This is a genomic window from Cellulomonas sp. NEAU-ZC6, assembly GCF_056844425.1.
The window spans coordinates 149,597-166,567 of the sequence record NZ_JBXFYH010000005.1 but is presented as its reverse complement, the minus strand read 5'-3'; the positions used below and the strand labels follow the sequence as shown (position 1 = coordinate 166,567).

The 16,971-nt window shown below is 77.0% G+C and carries 17 protein-coding genes; 11 read left to right on the top strand and 6 right to left on the bottom strand.

Annotated features, from left to right (window positions below):
- Positions 1-74: 74 nt before the first annotated feature.
- The 3 genes from AC1050_RS18450 (at position 75) to AC1050_RS18440 (ending at position 2,795) form a co-directional block, all read left to right on the top strand.
- Positions 75-1,214 (top strand): VIT1/CCC1 transporter family protein, encoded by a 1,140-nt coding sequence (locus AC1050_RS18450; RefSeq protein WP_482388864.1) that lies wholly within the window; start codon positions 75-77, stop codon positions 1,212-1,214.
- A gap of 75 nt (positions 1,215-1,289) precedes the next feature.
- Positions 1,290-2,231 carry a siderophore-interacting protein gene (locus AC1050_RS18445; protein ID WP_482388863.1) on the top strand — a complete coding sequence of 314 codons (942 nt, stop codon included), beginning with the start codon at positions 1,290-1,292 and terminating at the stop codon, positions 2,229-2,231.
- A gap of 363 nt (positions 2,232-2,594) precedes the next feature.
- Positions 2,595-2,795 (top strand): hypothetical protein, encoded by a 201-nt coding sequence (locus tag AC1050_RS18440; protein ID WP_482388862.1) that lies wholly within the window; start codon positions 2,595-2,597, stop codon positions 2,793-2,795.
- A gap of 39 nt (positions 2,796-2,834) precedes the next feature.
- Here AC1050_RS18440 and AC1050_RS18435 read toward each other — a convergent pair whose 3' ends face one another.
- Complete coding sequence (locus AC1050_RS18435; protein ID WP_482388861.1) at positions 2,835-3,854, bottom strand: LacI family DNA-binding transcriptional regulator; 1,020 nt, start codon at positions 3,852-3,854, stop codon at positions 2,835-2,837.
- 65 nt (positions 3,855-3,919) lie between these two features.
- On the opposite strand from AC1050_RS18435, the gene AC1050_RS18430 reads away from it, so the two are divergent.
- The 4 genes from AC1050_RS18430 (at position 3,920) to AC1050_RS18415 (ending at position 10,277) form a co-directional block, all read left to right on the top strand.
- Positions 3,920-5,515, top strand: coding sequence for an MFS transporter (locus tag AC1050_RS18430; protein ID WP_482388860.1), 1,596 nt, complete (start codon positions 3,920-3,922; stop codon positions 5,513-5,515).
- Positions 5,516-5,746: 231 nt separating this feature from the next.
- Positions 5,747-8,041 carry a hypothetical protein gene (locus AC1050_RS18425; RefSeq protein WP_482388859.1) on the top strand — a complete coding sequence of 765 codons (2,295 nt, stop codon included), beginning with the start codon at positions 5,747-5,749 and terminating at the stop codon, positions 8,039-8,041.
- A gap of 144 nt (positions 8,042-8,185) precedes the next feature.
- Complete coding sequence (locus AC1050_RS18420; RefSeq protein ID WP_482388858.1) at positions 8,186-8,752, top strand: pyridoxamine 5'-phosphate oxidase family protein; 567 nt, start codon at positions 8,186-8,188, stop codon at positions 8,750-8,752.
- A 43-nt stretch (positions 8,753-8,795) separates the two neighbouring features.
- Entirely contained in the window at positions 8,796-10,277 is a 1,482-nt protein-coding gene (locus AC1050_RS18415; protein WP_482388857.1) for a gluconokinase, read from the top strand.
- 6 nt (positions 10,278-10,283) lie between these two features.
- Here AC1050_RS18415 and AC1050_RS18410 read toward each other — a convergent pair whose 3' ends face one another.
- Positions 10,284-10,706, bottom strand: coding sequence for a pyridoxamine 5'-phosphate oxidase family protein (locus AC1050_RS18410; protein ID WP_482388856.1), 423 nt, complete (start codon positions 10,704-10,706; stop codon positions 10,284-10,286).
- Positions 10,707-10,802: 96 nt separating this feature from the next.
- Here AC1050_RS18410 and AC1050_RS18405 point away from each other — a divergent pair, with 96 nt between their 5' ends.
- A complete protein-coding gene (locus tag AC1050_RS18405; RefSeq protein ID WP_482388855.1) occupies positions 10,803-11,729 on the top strand; it encodes a pseudouridine synthase in 927 nt (308 codons plus the stop codon).
- Here AC1050_RS18405 and AC1050_RS18400 read toward each other — a convergent pair.
- Positions 11,716-13,029 (bottom strand): RNA polymerase sigma factor, encoded by a 1,314-nt coding sequence (locus AC1050_RS18400; RefSeq protein ID WP_482388854.1) that lies wholly within the window; start codon positions 13,027-13,029, stop codon positions 11,716-11,718. The genes AC1050_RS18405 and AC1050_RS18400 overlap by 14 nt on opposite strands.
- Positions 13,002-13,424, bottom strand: coding sequence for a YciI family protein (locus AC1050_RS18395; protein WP_482388853.1), 423 nt, complete (start codon positions 13,422-13,424; stop codon positions 13,002-13,004). Before AC1050_RS18395 ends, AC1050_RS18400 begins: the two co-directional genes overlap by 28 nt.
- Before the next feature lie 138 nt (positions 13,425-13,562).
- Here AC1050_RS18395 and AC1050_RS18390 point away from each other — a divergent pair, with 138 nt between their 5' ends.
- From AC1050_RS18390 to AC1050_RS18380, 3 genes are all read left to right on the top strand, one after another.
- Entirely contained in the window at positions 13,563-13,907 is a 345-nt protein-coding gene (locus AC1050_RS18390; RefSeq protein WP_482388852.1) for a DUF3817 domain-containing protein, read from the top strand.
- A gap of 27 nt (positions 13,908-13,934) precedes the next feature.
- A complete protein-coding gene (locus tag AC1050_RS18385) occupies positions 13,935-15,581 on the top strand; it encodes an ABC-F family ATP-binding cassette domain-containing protein (protein ID WP_482388851.1) in 1,647 nt (548 codons plus the stop codon).
- A gap of 83 nt (positions 15,582-15,664) precedes the next feature.
- A complete protein-coding gene (locus AC1050_RS18380) occupies positions 15,665-16,147 on the top strand; it encodes a hypothetical protein (protein WP_482388850.1) in 483 nt (160 codons plus the stop codon).
- A 10-nt stretch (positions 16,148-16,157) separates the two neighbouring features.
- Here the strand turns inward: AC1050_RS18380 and AC1050_RS18375 are convergent, their stop codons facing one another.
- Both AC1050_RS18375 and AC1050_RS18370 read right to left on the bottom strand, forming a co-directional pair.
- Positions 16,158-16,340 (bottom strand): hypothetical protein, encoded by a 183-nt coding sequence (locus AC1050_RS18375; protein ID WP_482388849.1) that lies wholly within the window; start codon positions 16,338-16,340, stop codon positions 16,158-16,160.
- Positions 16,341-16,416: 76 nt separating this feature from the next.
- Positions 16,417-16,857 (bottom strand): hypothetical protein, encoded by a 441-nt coding sequence (locus AC1050_RS18370; protein ID WP_482388848.1) that lies wholly within the window; start codon positions 16,855-16,857, stop codon positions 16,417-16,419.
- Between the last annotated feature and the right edge of the window lie 114 nt (positions 16,858-16,971).

The window sequence follows — 16,971 nt, the reverse complement described above, 5'->3', positions numbered from 1 at the left end:
ACGCCCCGATTCGGCCGTCCGAATCGGCTCGGAACGCGTGACTCGGCCGGTTCCGGCCGCCACCATGGACGACCGTGCCACCGACCGACACCCCCTCCCGCCCTGCCCGGCCCGCGCCGACCCCGCGGCAGATCCGGCGCTGGCGGCGCTACCTGGCCGACGAGCGCGCCGAGGCGGCCGCCTACCGCGACGTCGCCTCCCGCCGCACGGGCGAGGAGCGCGCGATCCTGCTCGCCCTCGCCGACGCCGAGAAGCGCCACGAGCAGCACTGGCTCGACCTGCTCGGTGACCAGGTCGGCCGCCCGCTGCGGGGCGACTACCGGTCCCGGGCGCTCGGCTGGCTGGCGCGGCGGTTCGGCGGGGTCTTCGTGCTCGCGCTCGCGCAGCGGGCGGAGGGCCGCTCCGCCTACGCCGAGGACGACGACGCCACGCCCACCATGGCCGCCGACGAGCGGATCCACGAGGAGGTCGTCCGCAGCCTCGCGATGCGCGGGCGCAACCGGATCTCCGGCACCTTCCGCGCCGCGGTGTTCGGCGCCAACGACGGCCTGGTCAGCAACCTCGCGCTGGTGCTCGGCATCGGCGCCAGCGGCGTGGCGACCTCGACCGTCCTGTTCACCGGCCTGGCCGGTCTGCTCGCCGGCGCGCTGTCGATGGGCGCGGGCGAGTACGTCTCGGTGCGGTCGCAGCGCGAGCTGCTCGAGGCGTCCCGGCCCAGCCGCGAGGCCCGCGAGGCGCTGCCGCACCTGGACCTCGACGCGAACGAGCTCGCGCTGGTCTACCGGGCGCGCGGGATGACCGAGGACGAGGCGCACGACCGCGCGGCCACGGTGCTGGCCGGCATCGCGGTGCTGGACGGGGCGCTGCCCCCGTCCGACGCGGCGCCCGCGTCCGACGGCCCGCACGCGCCGGACGAGGTCGACGAGCACGAGACCGTCGGCAGCGCCGCGGGCGCCGCGGGTGCGAGCTTCTGCTTCTTCGCGGGCGGCGCGATCGTGCCCGTCCTGCCCTACCTGCTGGGCATGGAGGGCTGGCCCGCGGTCGCGCTCGCCACCGGGCTGGTCGGCCTCGCGCTGCTCGGCACCGGTGCCACGGTCGGCGTGCTGTCCGGCTCGTCGCCGATGAAGCGCGCGCTCCGCCAGCTGGCGATCGGGCTCGGCGCGGCCGCCGCGACGTACGGCCTCGGGCTGCTGTTCGGCACCACCGTGGCGTGATCCCCGGGTGTCCGTTCTGTGGGATCTTTCACACCAGGGGTGAGGGAAGCCTTACCTACGGGTTACGGTGGCGGCATGACAGCGTCCACCACCGCGCCGGCCGTCACCACGCCGTTCCGCTTCTTCGACGTCCGCGTCGCGCGGATCGTGGACCTCAGCCCCTCGTTCCGCCGGTTCACGTTCGTCGGCGACGACCTGGAGCAGTTCGCCGACAACGGCTTCGACCAGCGCATCAAGCTGCTGCTCCCGCTGCCGTGCGGCTACGGCGCGGTCCCGCAGGGCGACTCCTGGTACCTGCAGTGGCGCGACCTCCCCGACGAGCTGCGGCACCCGATCCGCACCTACACAGCCCGCGGGGTCCGGCACGACGTCCGCGAGCTCGACGTCGACATGGTTCTGCACGGCGACGGCGGACCCGCGTCCGCCTGGGCCGGCTGCGCGCAGGTCGGCGACGGCCTGGTCATCCTCGGGCCGAACCGCGAGCACACCGGCCCGACCGGCGGCATCGACTTCGTCCCGCCGGCGCACGCCGACCGCGTGCTGCTGGCCGGCGACGAGACGGCCGCCCCCGCCATCGTCGGCATCCTCGAGCGCCTGCCCCGCGACGCGCGCGGCGAGGCCGTCATCGAGGTGCCCGTCTCCGGCGACGCGATCCCGGTCGACGCGCCCGCCGGCGTGACCGTCCGGTGGCTTCCCCGCGACGGCGCCCACCACGGCGCGCGGCTGGTGCCGGCGGTCCAGGCCGCCTGCGTCCGGCTGATGCCGCACGAGGCGCCGCTGCCCGAGGGCCTGGAGCTCGAGGACGTCGACGTCGACACCGGCATGCTGTGGGAGGTCCCCGTGGACCACGCCACCGGCGAGCCGCTGCGGCAGTCCGCCGCCCTGTACGCGTGGCTGGCGGGGGAGGCCGGGGCGATCAAGACGCTGCGGCGGCACCTCGTCGGGACCTGCGGTGTGGACCGCAAGGCCGTGGCGTTCATGGGGTACTGGCGCGAGGGGCGGGCCGAGGGGGCCTGAGGCTGGGCTCGGAGGGTCGTCCGACGGGGATCCCGAGGATGGGCACTGGGTTCGCGTACTCGCGTACGTCGGTGATGAGCCCCTCGGCGTCGAAGGTGAACCGGAAGACGTAGACGTTCCGGTACGGCTCTCCCGTCGCCGCCACGAGGAGGTCTCCCCTCGCGTCGACGAAGATCGTGCGCCCGCCGTGGGCGACGCTCACCTCCGGTCCCGGATCTCGACGCGGGTGAAGGGCGTGGTCAGGCGCTCCCACGTCCGGTCCCGTCCGCCCGGCTGTCGCCCGCCGGTCCGCGGTGGCATGCTCGACACGACCGCAGCCGGGAGCAGCCCGGACGCGGCCGCACTCACGAGGGAGTGAGCGTCATGAGCACAGCGGTCCCCGGATCCGGCTCGACACCCGACGACGCGTCGGCGGCGGCAGCCAGGCCGTCCAGCCCGGGTCCCGACCCGGACGACATCAACCCGGACCACGACTCGGGCGACCTGCCCGCGACGGGCGGGGACGCCGCGCAGCAGGCCCGGCCGACGAGCCCCGGGCCGAACCCGGACGACCTGGACCAGTAGCAGCGGCACACGCAACCGGCGGTGCGCACGCCGACCCGCTCACGCCGACTCGCGCACCGTGAGGAACTGGGGCTCCGGTCCGGGCGACCCCCGGTGCGTGGCCGGCGCCCCGGCGAGGAGCGCGGCGACAGCGTCGATCGCGAGCCCCGCGTAGTGCGGCTTGCTCAGGTCGATCGTGGTGAGCTCGGGGGAGAGCATGCGCCCGAGCTCGAGCCCGTCGGCGCCGATCACCGCGACGTCACCGGGGACGGCGACGCCGCGGCGGGCCAGCGCCTTCAGCGCGCCTGATGCCATGACGTCGTTGTAGACCAGCACCGCGTCCAGGTCGGGGTAGCCGGCGAGCAGCTCCTCGGCGGCGTCGGCGCCGCCCTGGTACGTCTCGGGCCCGGCGGTCTCCGAGCGCGCGTCGCGGTGCAGGCCGAGCTCGTCCAGCCGGTCACGGAAGGCCGCGTGCCGGGGCGAGCTGGGCAGCTGGGTGCTGCCGACCAGCCCGATGCGCCGCCGGCCGGTCGCCACGAACCGGTCGACCGCCGCGCCCACGCCGGCGCGGTGGTCGATGTCGATCAGCGCGTCGACCGCCGGGTGCGGGGTGCCGTCCAGCATCACGGTCGGGATGCCGAGCAGGTCTCCCCGGAGGTCGTCCAGCGGGATGAGGCCCACGGTGCCCTCGCGGCACCCGGTGAGCACGAGGGCGTCGATGCGCGCCATCAGCGTCGTGATGCGGTCGCGCGCGCCGGCCTCGTCGTCCCCGAGGTCGCACAGGATGACGCTCCAGCCGCGGCCCGCCGCCGCCCGGGTGAGCGCCGCGGCCATCTCGGAGTAGTACGGGTTCGCGAGGTTCTCGACGAGGAACCCGACGGCGGTCCCCGCGCCCCGGACCAGCGCCTGCGCGGCGCGGTTGGGGCGGTAGTGCAGCTGCCGCGCGGCCGCCAGCACGCGCTCGCGGGTGGCGTCGCTGATGTCCGCCATGCCGTTCAGCGCGCGGGTGACCGTCTGCCGGGAGACCCCGGCCTCGCGGGCCACGTCCACGATCGTCGCGGTCCCCGGGCTCGTTGCCATGGCGGGAACTCTACGGCTAGGGTCCGCCGTGAACGTTCACGTGAACGTTCACGGGAGGAGCGAAGATGTCGGAGCAGATCCCCGCGGCGGCCGCCGCGGTCGAGGCGGGGCGCGGTGCCGCCCCCGAGCTGCGCCGGGCGCGCGCGGCGGTCGCGGCGCTGTTCTTCACGAACGGCGCGGTGTTCGCGATGCTCGTGCCGCGGTACCCGGACATCAAGGCGGCGCTGGAGCTGTCGAACACGCAGTTCGGGCTGGCCGTCGCGATGTTCCCGCTGGGCGCGCTCCTCGCCGGGCTGCTGGCCGCACCGCTCGTGCGGCGTTGGGGGTCGGGGCCGGTCGCGGTGGTGGGGACCCTGCTCGCCGCGACGGCGGTGGTCGCGGCCGGGACGGCCCCGGTGGTCGCGGTGCTGTTCCTCGGGCTGTTCGCCGGCGGCGCGGCGGACGCCGTCACCGACGTGGCGCAGAACGCGCACGGGCTGCGGGTGCAGCGGGCGTACGGGCGGTCGATCCTCAACGCCTTCCACGCGGCGTGGAGCGTCGGCGCCGTGGCAGGTGGTCTCGGCGGGGCGCTGGCCGCCGGTGCCGACGTGCCGCCCGGCGTGCAGCTCTCCGTGTCGGGTGCGGTGTGCTGCCTGGTGGCGGTGCTCGCCGCCCGCGCGCTGCTGCCGGGACCCGACGCGCCGGAGGACCCGGAACGGGCGGCCGCGGGTGGGGCGACCCGCTCGGCCGGGCGCGGGCGGCTGCTGCGCTGGGGGAACATCGCGGCCCTGGTGCTGATCGCCACGGCGGCAGCGGTGGTGGAGGACGTGGGCGCCTCCTGGTCCGCGATCTACCTGCGGGAGAGCCTCGGTGCCACGGCGCTGGTCGCGGGGAGCGGCTTCATCGCGCTGCAGGCGTCGCAGGTGGTCGGCCGGCTGCTCGGCGACCGCCTGGTGGACCGGTTCGGGCAGCGGGCAGTGGCCCGCGCCGGCGGCGCGCTGGTCGCGGTCGGCATGGGCCAGGCGCTGCTGCTGCCCTCTGCTGCCGGCACCGTGATCGGCCTCGGGCTCGCAGGCCTCGGGATCGCCACCCTGATCCCGGCCGCCATGCAGACGGCCGACGAGCTGCCCGGCCTGCGCGCCGGCACGGGGCTGACCGTGGTCGGCTGGCTGCTGCGCGCCGGCATCCTCGTCTCCCCGCCCGCGATCGGGGCCGTGGCCGACGCGACGTCCCTGCGCGCGGCGCTGGTCGTGGTCCCGGTCGTCGGGGTGCTGGTCGTGCTCCTGGCCGGCGTCCTGCCGGCCCGGTCGGCGGCCCGCCGCGGGTCCGGCACGTCCGGCGGGACCCCGCCGGCGGAGGCGCCCGAGGTGCTTGAGGTGGGCGACGACGGCACGCTGACGCTGCGCGGCGAGGTCGACCTGACGTCGCTGTCCGCGGCGGCCGGCTTACGTGGCCTGGCGCTGGCCGAGCTGCCAGCAGCGCTCGGGTCCGTGCAGCGGGTGGACCTGTCCGCCGTCACGTTCGCCGACACCGCGGCGCTCGGCCTGCTGGCCGGGCTCGCGGCGCAGAGCCCGGACGACCACGCCGTCACGGTCGTCGGCGCGGGTGCCGGGGTCCGCCGGATGCTGAGCCTCAGCGGCCTCGACCGCCGCGTTCGCGTGGCCGAGGTCGCGCCGGGCTGAGACCGCGCCCGCCGCTGCCCCGGTCGTCCAGCCTGCGCACGAACCGGGACGAACCGCCCATACCGGGCGGCGTCGAAGGTGAACCGCGGGGTGAACCGTGCCCGTCGCGCCCCGAGGCGGGACGTTCGTCCGCCAGGCTCCCGCAGGAGCCGGCCGCGTCTGCGTGCCGCCCGCAGGTGACGACCGCCGCGCACCGGCGCGGTCCCGGTCGGGACAGCATGGAGGAGACACGTGCAGCACAGACCCACGTCCGCGACCCGCCGACCCGGCGCGCGCCGCGCCGGGCTCGCCGGCCTCACGGCGGCGGCGGTCCTCGCCGCCGGCGTCGTGCCGGTGGCCCTGGCGCCCGCCGCGCTCGCCGACCCGGCGGCCCCGGCCCCGACCGCCGTCTTCGGGGTGGGCGCCCTCGCGGGCGTGGTCCCGGACGGGGTGTGCGCCGTCGAGGCGGTCGTCGTGGGCGGTGCGGGCGGCCGCGCCGCGGCCGGTGCCAACGGGGTGGGCTCCAACGGCGGGGCCGCGCGGGTGACGGCGACGTTCGACGTCGTGCCGGGCACGGCCTTCGGCGGGACCGTCGGTGGCGGTGGCCGCGAGAACAGCGGCAGCCTGGGTGGCGCCGGCGGGGCGAACGGCGGCGGTGCCGGTGGCGCGGTCGTGGGCCAGCACGGCGGCGCGGGCGGCGGCGGTGCCAGCGAGCTCACGCTCGGTGGCGACCTGGCCGTGCTCGCGGGCGGTGGCGGCGGGTCCGGCGGCGGGCACTCGGTCTCGGCCGACGGCTTCGGCGGGGACGCCGGCCTGCCCGTCATGGCCGGTGCCGTCGCACCCGGCTCCGCGGGGACCGACGGGTACGAGGGCGTCACCGCCGGCGGTGAGCGCATCGTCGTCGGCGGCGGTGCGGGCGGCGCCGCGACACCGGGTGCGGGCGGCGTGCACAGCACGGACAGCACGCTGGACGGCCTGCCGGGGGCGGGGCGGACCGGCGGCGCCGGCGCCTTCGACCCGAACTACGACGCGGGCGGCGGCGGTGGCGGTGGCTACCAGGGCGGTGGCGGCGGTGCCTCGACGCTGATCCAGAACACCGACGCGGACGGCTCCGGCACCGTGATCTCGACCGTCGCCGGCGGTGGCGGCGGTGGCGGCTCGAGCCTGGTGGCTGTCGGCGCGACCGGCGTCGGCGCGACCGCGGTCGGCCGCCAGACCGGCACGGGTGCGGGCGCCGCGGGCTCGATCACGCTCGACTGGGTCGAGTGCGCCTACGACCTCGCGGTGACCAAGACGGTCGCCGTCGACGGCAGGCCCGCGGGCACCGCGGCGACGGCGGTCGCGGGAGACGTGCTGACCTGGACGGTCACCGTCACCAACCGCGGCCCCGCCGCGATGACCCGCGGCGACGTGGTGACCCTGCGCGACGTCGTCCCGGGCACCGGGCCGGCCGTCCTCACCTCCCTGACGACCACCGGCGGCACCGCCGGCGCGCTGGGGCGCGGCCCGGTCACCTGCGACGCCGGCGTGGGCGACCCGCTCCCGGCGGAGCTGGACTGCGCACGGCCGTTCGCGCCGCTCGGCGGGACCGCCTCGGGCAGCCGCGGGCTCGACGTCGGCGAGACGCTCACGGTCGTCGCCACGCAGACGGTCGCCGACGCGGCCGGGACCACCCTGACCAACGTCGCCGCGGTCGAGGACCGCGGCGACGCGGCCGACAACACGGCGAACGCCGCCGTCACCGTCGTCACGCCGCCCGCCGCGGCCGACGACGCCGACACCGGCAACACCATCGGCGACTCGGTGGTCGTGGACGTGCTCGGGAACGACTCCGGCACCGGCGCGCCCCTGGACCCCGCGAGCGTCGTGCTCCGCGACCCCGCCGGCGCGTGGGTCACCTCCCTCACGGTCCCGGGCGAGGGCCGCTGGACCGTCGACCCCGCCACCGGCACGGTGGCGTTCGCGCCCGAGCCCGGGTTCCGGGGCGACCCGACGCCGGTCCGCTACCGGGTGGCGGACGCCGGCGGCCGGACCGCCTCGGCGCAGGTCGTGGTGACCTACCTGCCGCAGGCGACCGACGACGCCGCACGGGGCAACGCCCCGGGCACCGCCGTGACCGTGGACGTGCTCGGCAACGACGCGGGTCGCCTCGACCCCACCAGCGTGCGGCTGGTGGACCCGGCGGACGGCGGCGCGGTCACTCGGCTGGTCGTGGCCGGCGAGGGCACCTGGACGGTCGACCCCGCGACCGGCGCGATCACGTTCACCCCGCAGGACGGGTTCACGGGTGACCCGACGCCCGTCGGCTACCGGGTGAGCGACCTCGAGGGCGACGTCACGTCCGCGCTGGTGCGCGTCACGTACCTCCCGGTCGCGGCCCCGGCCCCCGGCGCGCCGGCCCTCCCGGTCGCGGCGCCCGCCGCCGCTCCCGGCACGCCGCTGGCGGTGACCGGCTCGGAGGCCGGCGTCGCCGGGGGCGGGGCGCTGCTGCTCCTGCTGGCCGGCACGGCGCTCGTGGCCTGGCGCCGCCGGGCGAGCCGAGCCTGAGCCGCGGCCCGGACGGGCCGACCACCGACGACCCCGGCCGCACCGCCCCCCGGTGCGGCCGGGGTCGCCGGCGTCTCCGGGCACGAGCGCGCGACTCCCGGGTGCCGGCGGGCGACCGCACGTGCGGTCCGTGATGCTGGGCGCATGAGCACCCCCGAGCCCGACGTGCGGCTGTCGGCGACCTGGCGCGCGCTGGCCGAGGCGACGACGCGGCGCACGCCGTACACGCTGGCCGCCCTCGCGACCGTCGACGCGACCGGGGCGCCGCGCGTCCGGTCGGTCATCCTGCGGGACTGCGACCCGGACGCCGGCACCCTCGCGTTCGCCACGGACGCCCGGTCCGCGAAGGTCGCCGAGCTCCGGGCGGAACCGCGGGTCGCCCTGACGTTCTGGGACGACGGCACCGGCGTGCAGGTCCGGGTGACGGGGCGGGCGGTGCCGGTGGACGACGACGAGCGGCGGCGTCGCTGGTCGGCGCTCGGCGCGCGCTCCCGGCGCGGCTACGGCTCGCCGTCGGTCCCGGGGACGCCGCTGGCCCCGGGCGAGGCGCCCGCTGGACCCGACGACGAGGACAGGTGGCCCGCCCGGTTCGCGTGGGTCGAGGTGCACGTCGAGCGGGTCGACCGGCTCGACATCGCGGCGGAGCCGCACGACCGCTGGGTGTTCACGCGCGACGGCGCCGGGTGGGGCGGCGGCCGCGTGGTGCCGTGACTAGGGTCGGAGACGACCCACGCCGCCGAGGACGAGGACCGCGATGACCCGGACCGATGACGACGTCGACCTCGGATCGGCGCTCGACCCGCTGGTGGTGGCGCTCGACGTCGGTTCCACCGCGACCCGCGGCGGCGTGCACGACGCGTCCGGCCGCCGCGTGCGCGGCCTGCAGCACAAGGTGCCGCACGCCTTCACCGTCGCCCCCGACGGCACGTCGGTCATCGACCCGGACCAGGTGACCGCCGAGATCGAGCAGGTGCTCGACGCGGTGACCGCCGACCGGGCTCTCGGCTCCCGGATCGCCGGGGTCGCGGTGGCCACGTTCGCCGCGTCGCTGATCGCCGCCGACGCGGCGGGCCGCGCGCTCACGCCGTGCCTCACCTACGCCGACTCCCGCAGCGCCGCCGAGGTGCCGATCCTGCGGGCCGAGCTGGACGAGCACGCCGTCCAGCAGCGCACCGGGACCCGGGTGCACACCAGCTACCACGCGCCGCGGCTGCGTTGGCTGGCCACGGCGGCGCCGCGCGTCGTCGGGGCGGCCGCCGGCTGGTGGTCCCTCGGCGAGTACGTGCTGGCCCGGCTGGTCGGGACCCCGCTGGCCGGGACCTCGACGGCGGCGTGGACCGGGCTGCTCGACCGCCGTACCGGCGCGTACGACCCCGAGCTGCTCGCGGCCGCGGGCGTCGACGCCGTGCAGCTGGCACCGCCCCGGGACCCGGCCGACCCGGCACCCGCCGTCGCCCTCGCGCGCTGGCCCGCCCTGGCGCGCGCCGTCTGGTTCCCCGTCATCACCGACGGGTTCGCGAGCAACATCGGCGCGGGCGCGGCCGACGCGACGGTCATGGCCGCCTCGACCGCGACCAGCGGGGCGCTGCGGGTGCTGGTCGACGGACCCGCCGAGCCGCTGCCCTTCGGCCTGTGGAACTACCGGGTCGACGCCCGCCGGACGCTGCTCGGCGGGGCGATCAACGACGTCGGCCGCGCCATCAGCTGGGCGCAGGCCACGTTCCGGCTCGGCCCGTCCCTCGCGCCGGTGCTGGCCGCGCCCCCGACGGACGCCACCCCGCTCGTGCTGCCGTACCTGACGGGCGAGCGCGCGCCGGGCTGGGTCGGCGGCGCGCGGGCCGCGTTCACGGGGGTCTCGGCCGCCACCGAGCCCGACGTCGTGTTCCGCGGCGTCGTCGAGGGGGTCGCGATGACCTACGCCCGCGTCGCGGACGAGCTGCACCCCGCCGCCCCGCAGGTCGTGGAGGTCGCCGCCTCGGGCCGGGTCAGCAACGACGAGCCCGCGTGGCTCCAGGTGCTCGCGGACGTGCTCGGTCGTCCGGTCACGCACGTCACGCGCCGTAGGGCCACGCAGCGCGGCACGGCGCTGCTCGCGCTCGACGTGCTCGCGCCGGACGTGCCGCGGGCACCCCGGGTCACCGGGGCGACGTACGAGCCGGTCCCGGCGCACGCCGCGCACTACGCCGAGCGGCGCGCGCGGTTCGCGGACACGTACGACGCGCTGGTGCGCGGCTGAGGGTCGTCAGTACTCGACGCGCCGGACCTGGTCCGGGTGGATCACGACGCGCACCTGGTCCTCCGCCAGGATCCCGGCCAGCTCCTCCGCGCGCCGCGGGTCCTCCAGGTCCCAGTACCGGGCCGCGAGGCGTGCGGCGAGGTCGTGCGCCCCGTCCGTCTCGACGGTGACCCGGCCGGTGACGGCCACCCAGTGCTCCCGCTCGTCCGCCGGGGCGGCGACGATCAGCGACGCCCGCGGGTCCTCGCGCAGCCGCTTCACCTTGAGGGTGCCGGGCCCGGTGAACAGCTGGAGCGTTCCCTCGTCGGTGAGCTCGAACCACACGGGCCGCGCCGGCGCCGGCACGGGCCCGGCGGCGACGGTCAGGAACCCGAGCAGCGGCCGCCGGAGCAGCTCGCGGTCGGTGGCGGTCAGGGCGTCGGTGCTCATCAGGGTGCCTCCAGGGTCGGACGTGCCGGTCCACCGGCACAACCGCGGCACAGGGCCCCGTCATCCCGGCGCCGGGCGTCCTCGTACGATCGGCCGGTGCCTCCTCGCTCGCCACTGCCCGCCCGCCACGGGCTGAGCGCCGCCTGGGTCCGCACGCCCGACCGCGACCGGACCCGGCCGGACCTCGACTGGCCGAGCATGGGCGCGTGGCTCCGGGAGCGGCTGCCGGAGCAGGTCGACGTCCCGGCGATGCTGGCCGGCGAGCGGTTCGTCGACGAGGACGGCCGGCCGGTCCGCGACGACGACCCGTACCGCCCGCACCGGTTCGTGTTCTTCCACCGCGACCTGCGCGAGGAGCCCGAGGTCCCCGGCACGATCCACGTGGTGCACCGCGACGAGCGGCTGGTCGTGGTGGACAAGCCGCCGTTCCTGTCGTCGATCCCACGGGGCCGGCACGTGATGCAGAGCGTCGTGGTCCGGCTCCGGGCCGAGCTGGGCCTGCCCGAGCTGTCGCCGCTGCACCGGTTGGACCGGGTCACCTCGGGCCTGCTGATGCTGGCGACCGAGCGGCGGTGGCGCGGCCCGTACCAGTCGGCCTTCGAGCGGCGGGCGGTGCGCAAGACCTACCGGGCGCTCGCCCCGGTGCGCGCGGACCTGGAGCTGCCGGTCGAGGTGCGGAATCACATCCGCAAGGAGCGCGGCGTCTGGCAGGCCGAGGTGGTGCCGGGCGCGCCGGTGAACGCGGAGACCCGGGTCGAGCTGGAGTCCGTGCGCGACGACGGGCTCGGCGTCTACCGGCTCAGCCCGCGCACGGGCCAGACCCACCAGCTGCGGCTGCACCTGCTGGGCCTGGGTGTCCCGATCGTCGACGACCCGCTGTACCCGGTGGTGCAGGACGTCGAGGTCGACGACTTCCGCCGGCCGCTCCAGCTGCTCGCCGCGGAGGTGGCGTTCACCGACCCCGTCGACGGGCAGGAGCGGGAGTTCCGCAGCGTGCGGACGCTGCCGCTCACGGCCGGCTGAGCGCCGCCGCCTTCCGCTCCAGCACCGCCCGCTCCCGCGCGTTCCCGCACAGCTGCGCCGCCAGCCCGAGCTCGGCCCGCGCCTCCTCCGTCCGCCCCAGCCGGGCCAGCAGCTCGCCGCGGACGCTCGGCACCAGGTACGTGGCGCCGAGCGTGCCCGTGGCGGCGAGCGCGTCCACCAGCGGCAGCGCGGCGGCGGGGCCGGCGGCCATCGACACGGCGACGGCACGGTTGAGCTCGACCACGGGTGACGGAGCGACCCGGCCCAGCGCCTCGTAGAGCAGCACGATGCGCTCCCAGTCGGTCCCCGGGACGGACGGTGCGATCGCGTGCTGCTCCGCGATCGCCGCCTGCAGGCCGTACGGCCCGAGCCCGCGTCCGGCGGCCACCGCCCGGGCGAGCGCCGCGCGGCCCCGGCGGACCGCCGAGGCGTCCCAGCGGCGCCGGTCCTGGTCCGCGAGCAGCACCGGCTCCCCGTCGGGCCCCGTGCGGGCGGGGAAGCGTGCCGCGGTCAGCTCCAGCAGGGCGAGCAGGCCCTGCGCCTCCGGCTCGTCGGGCACGAGCCGCACGAGGATCCGCGCCAGCCGGATCGCCTCGTGCGCCAGGTCCAGCCGCAGCCAGGAGTCGCCGGTCGAGGCCGACGAGCCCTCCGTGAACAGCACGTACACGACGTTCAGCACGGAGCCGAGCCGCTCGGTGCGCTCCGCCGCGGGTGGCACCTCGAACGGCACCCGCGCGGCGGCGAGCGTCTTCTTGGCGCGCGTGATCCGTGCCTGGACGGTCGGCACCGGCACCAGCAGGGACGCCGCGACCTGCTCGCTGGTGAGACCGGCGACCACCCGCAGCGTGAGCGCGAGCCGCGCCTCCTTGGACAGGACGGGGTGGCACGCGACGAACAGCAGCGCGAGGCGGTCGTCGTCGATCCGGTCCGGGTCCCAGAGCAGGTCCGGGTCGTCCGCCGGCGACGGCGCCGTGCCGGTGTGCGCGCCGCCCTCGGTCAGCTCCCGGGCGAACCCCGCGTACCGCTCGTCGCGGGCGGACCGGCGCCGGAACGCGTCGATCGCCCGGCGCCGTCCGGTGGCCAGCAGCCACGCGACCGGATCCCGGGGGACGCCGTCGCGCGGCCACGCCGCCAGGGCCTCGGCCAGCGCCTCGGAGGCGACGTCCTCGGCGAGCGCGAAGTCCCCGGTGTACCGGGCGAGCGCGCCGACGATGCGGGCGGACTCGATCCGCCACACCGCCTCGACGGCGCGCCGCCCGGCCTCGGCGGGGCTCAGTTGGTCCCGAGCTGCTCGCGCCACCCCGCCTCCTTGCGGATCCACTCGTTGTCCTGCGGGAAGTCCTCGACGCCGTTGACCCGGCGGACCTCGATCTTGTTGCCGGGGCCGCCCAGCGGAGCGCGGCGCGCCCACTCGACGGCCTCCTCCTTCGTGGCCACGTCGACGATCCAGAAGCCGTTGAACAGCTCCTTGGTCTCGCCGTAGGGGCCGTCGGTGACGACCGGCGTCTCCGCGGAGAAGTCGACGACGGCGCCCTCGGCCGCGTCGCTCAGGCCCTCGCCGGCCACCAGCACGCCGGCCTCCACCATCGACTCGTTGTACCGGCCCATGGACGCGATCACCTCGGTGAAGTCGATGTCCGCGTACGCGGCGGCGCCCTCGTCGGTGCCCCGCATGATCAGCATGTACTTCGGCATGGTGCCGTCCCCTTCGCGTCGGTGGTCCGCTCCTGCGGACCTTCTCACCTCCCAGGTCGAACGGGGAAGACGCGGATCGACACCTCGGCCGGGTTAGTGTCGTCCGACCCCCGGAACCCACCCCCAGGAGCCACCCGCATGAAGCCCGTCAGCAACGCCGACGGCCAGGCGTTCCGCATCGTCGCGTTCCTCGAGGCCGCGACGTGGGCCGGGCTGCTGGTGGGGATGTTCCTCAAGCACGTCACGCACACCACCGAGCTCGGGGTGCAGATCTTCGGCCAGGCGCACGGGCTCGTGTTCCTCGCCTACGCGGGCATCACCGTCTGGGCGGGCGTGAAGCTGCGCTGGGGCTGGTGGGTGACGCTGGTCGCGCTCGCCGCGTCGGTGCCGCCGATGTTCACCCTGATCGCCGAGCGGTGGCTGCACCGGACCGGCCGCCTGGACGCGCCCGCGGACCGGGAGAGCGAGCCCGCGGCACGCTGAGCCCCGCCCGCACCGGACAATGGCCGCATGAGTGCCACGGTGCAGGCCAAGGGTGTCGGCGCGGGCTTCGGCGACCGCGAGCTGTTCTCCGACGTCGACCTGGTCGTCGCCCCGGGTGACGTCGTCGGGCTGGTCGGCCCGAACGGCGCCGGGAAGTCGACGCTGCTGCGCATCCTCGCCGGGCTCCGCGCGCCCGAGCAGGGCGCGGTCGCGGTGTCCCCGCCGGACGCGCAGCTCGGCTTCCTCGCGCAGGAGATCGAGCGCCGCGCCGACGAGTCCGTCAGCGCCCACCTGGAGCGCCGCACGGGCGTCGGTCCCGCGCAGGTGGCGATGGACGCCGCCGCGGAGCGCCTCGCCGCGGGAGAGCCCGGTGCGGACGACGCCTTCGGGGAGGCGCTGGAACGCTGGATGGCCCTGGGCGGCGGCGACCTCGACTCCCGCCGCGGGTCCGTGCTGGCCGACCTGGGGCTCGACGTCGACCCCGAGCTCCCGATGACGGCGCTGTCCGGGGGGCAGGCCGCCCGGGTCGGCCTCGCCGCGCTGCTGCTGTCCCGGTACGACCTCTACCTGCTCGACGAGCCGACGAACGACCTGGACCTGGACGGGCTCGCGCTGCTGGAGGACTTCGTCGACCGGGTGGACGCGCCGGTGGTCGTCGTCAGCCACGACCGCGAGTTCCTCAGCCGCACCGTGACGTCGGTCGTCGAGATCGACCGCAGCCTGCAGCGGGTGGCCGTCTACGGCGGCAGCTACGACGCCTACCTGGACGAGCGGTCGACCGCCCGGCGCCAGGCGCGCGAGGCGTACGAGGACTACGCCGCGCGCCGGGACGCGCTGTCGGCCCGCGCCCGGATGCAGCGCGCGTGGATGGACAAGGGCGTGAAGAACGCGCGCCGGAAGTCGACCGACAAGGACAAGATCGGCCGCAAGTTCCGGGCCGACGCCTCCGAGAAGCAGGCGGCGAAGGCGCGGCAGACGGAGCGCCTGATCGAGCGGCTCGACGCCGTCGCCGAGCCCCGCAAGGAGTGGCAGCTGCAGATGAGCATCGCGGCGGCGCCGCGGTCCGGCACCGTCGTGGCGGCCGCCCGGGCCGCGACCGTGCGCCGCGGTGCGTTCGTCCTCGGTCCGGTGGACCTGCAGCTCGACTGGCGCGACCGGGTGGCCATCACGGGGCCGAACGGTGCGGGCAAGACGACCCTGCTCGGGCTGCTGCTCGGCCGCCTGGTGCCGGACGCGGGCCGGGTCGACCTCGGGTCGGGCGTCCTGGTCGGCGAGGTCGACCAGGCGCGCGCCGCGTTCGAGGACGACGCGTCCCTGGTCGACGCGTTCTCCCGCGAGGTGCCGGAGTGGACGACGGCGGACGTGCGCACCCTGCTCGCCAAGTTCGGCCTGAGCGGGAACCACGTGAACCGGCCGGCGTCGTCGCTGTCGCCGGGCGAGCGCACCCGCGCCGCCCTCGCGCTGCTGCAGGCCCGCGGGGTCAACCTGCTGGTGCTCGACGAGCCGACCAACCACCTGGACCTGCCCGCGATCGAGCAGCTGGAGCAGGCGCTCGAGGCGTTCGACGGGACGGTGCTGCTGGTGACCCACGACCGCCGGATGCTCGACTCCGTGCGGCTGACGCGCCGGTGGCACGTCGAGGACGGGCAGGTCACCGAGGTCACCGCCGACTGATCTCCCCCTCAGGGCGGAGGCGGGCGTCCGACGGTCCTGCCTACCGTGGACGACCAGCCGACCCACCCCAGAAGGAGCCGTCCATGCCGACGACCCCGCCGGCCAGCAAGGTCCTCGCCGCCGCGGCGACCGCCGTCGCCACCGCCGCGTACTACGCCACCCCCGACGTGATCCGGTCCCGAGCCGCCCGCGGCTGGGCCAAGGCCGGCCTGGGCGTCGCCCTGACCGCGCTGTCGCTGCCGGACGTGCGCCGCATGCAGGAGGAGACCCGCGCCCGGCGGGAGGCGCTGCCGGAGGAGGAGCGCGTCGACGTGCGGCAGGCCCTCGCGGACATGGAGCCGAAGCGCCAGGTGGTCCTCGCGGCCGTGGCCGCCGGGCTCGCGGCGGGCTCGGTCGCGTCGGTCGTGGTCGCGGAGCGGTGGATCTTCCGCCGCGGCGAGGCCCGCCGGGCCGCCGGCAAGCCGTACGCGCACACCCGCGCGGCGGTCGTGCTCGGCCTGCTCGGCGGCGCGATGACGCTCATCCCGGACCCGTCGGAGGCGTCCGAGGCGCACCCGGCGCGGTAGCTCGTCGCGGTCAGCGGGTCGCGACGAGCAGGACCACCGCGGCGAGGACCAGGGGCGGCAGCGCCGTCAGGAGCATCGCGCGCCAGGACCGGGGTTCGCGCGGCGGGGCGTCGCGGAAGCTCGCGCCGGTCGGGCTGCCGTTGATGCCGGGCAGCTCGCCGAGCGCCGGCTCGTGGTGCCCGTGCTCGTCCACGTCGTCCCCGTCCGTCGCGCCGCGTCCTGGGGGTCATCCTGCCCGTCGGCGGCGCGCCGCGGGGCCGGTTCCGGCCTCAGGTCGTCGCGGCGGTGCCGGTGGAGCTGCCGTCGGCGGCGGAGCCCGGGTCGGAGCCGCTCCCCGACCGGTCCGACGGCGGCTCCGGCAGCTCGCCCGGGTCGCCGCCCGGCATCCGGCCGCCGGGACGCTCGACGCCGAAGCGGCCGGGCACTTCCGGAGCCGTGGCCCGGCCGATCGCGAAGCCGCCCGCTCCGCCAACCAGCAGCACGCCGACGAGGACCGCAGCGGTGATCCAGCGCCCGAACCGCCGCCACGGTGCGGGAGTCGCAGCCTCGGTGGGAGCGGTCGACGGTGCCGACCACGACGACCCGTCGGGGGCCGCGGCGTCGGGCGGCGCCGTCGGAGCGGCAGCGGGTCCGGCCGGACCGGGCGTCGGCGCCGGGGTGGTGGCAGCGGGAGCCGCCGGCGTCTCGGGGGTGTGCGGGTTCTCGGTCATGCCGCTGACGATGCCGCTCCACCCCGTGCCCACCTCCGGTGCCCGCTGTGCCCGCCCTGTGGGCGCGGCACCGCCGCCTCGCCCACTGATTCTCGCTGCGCCCACGGATAGTTC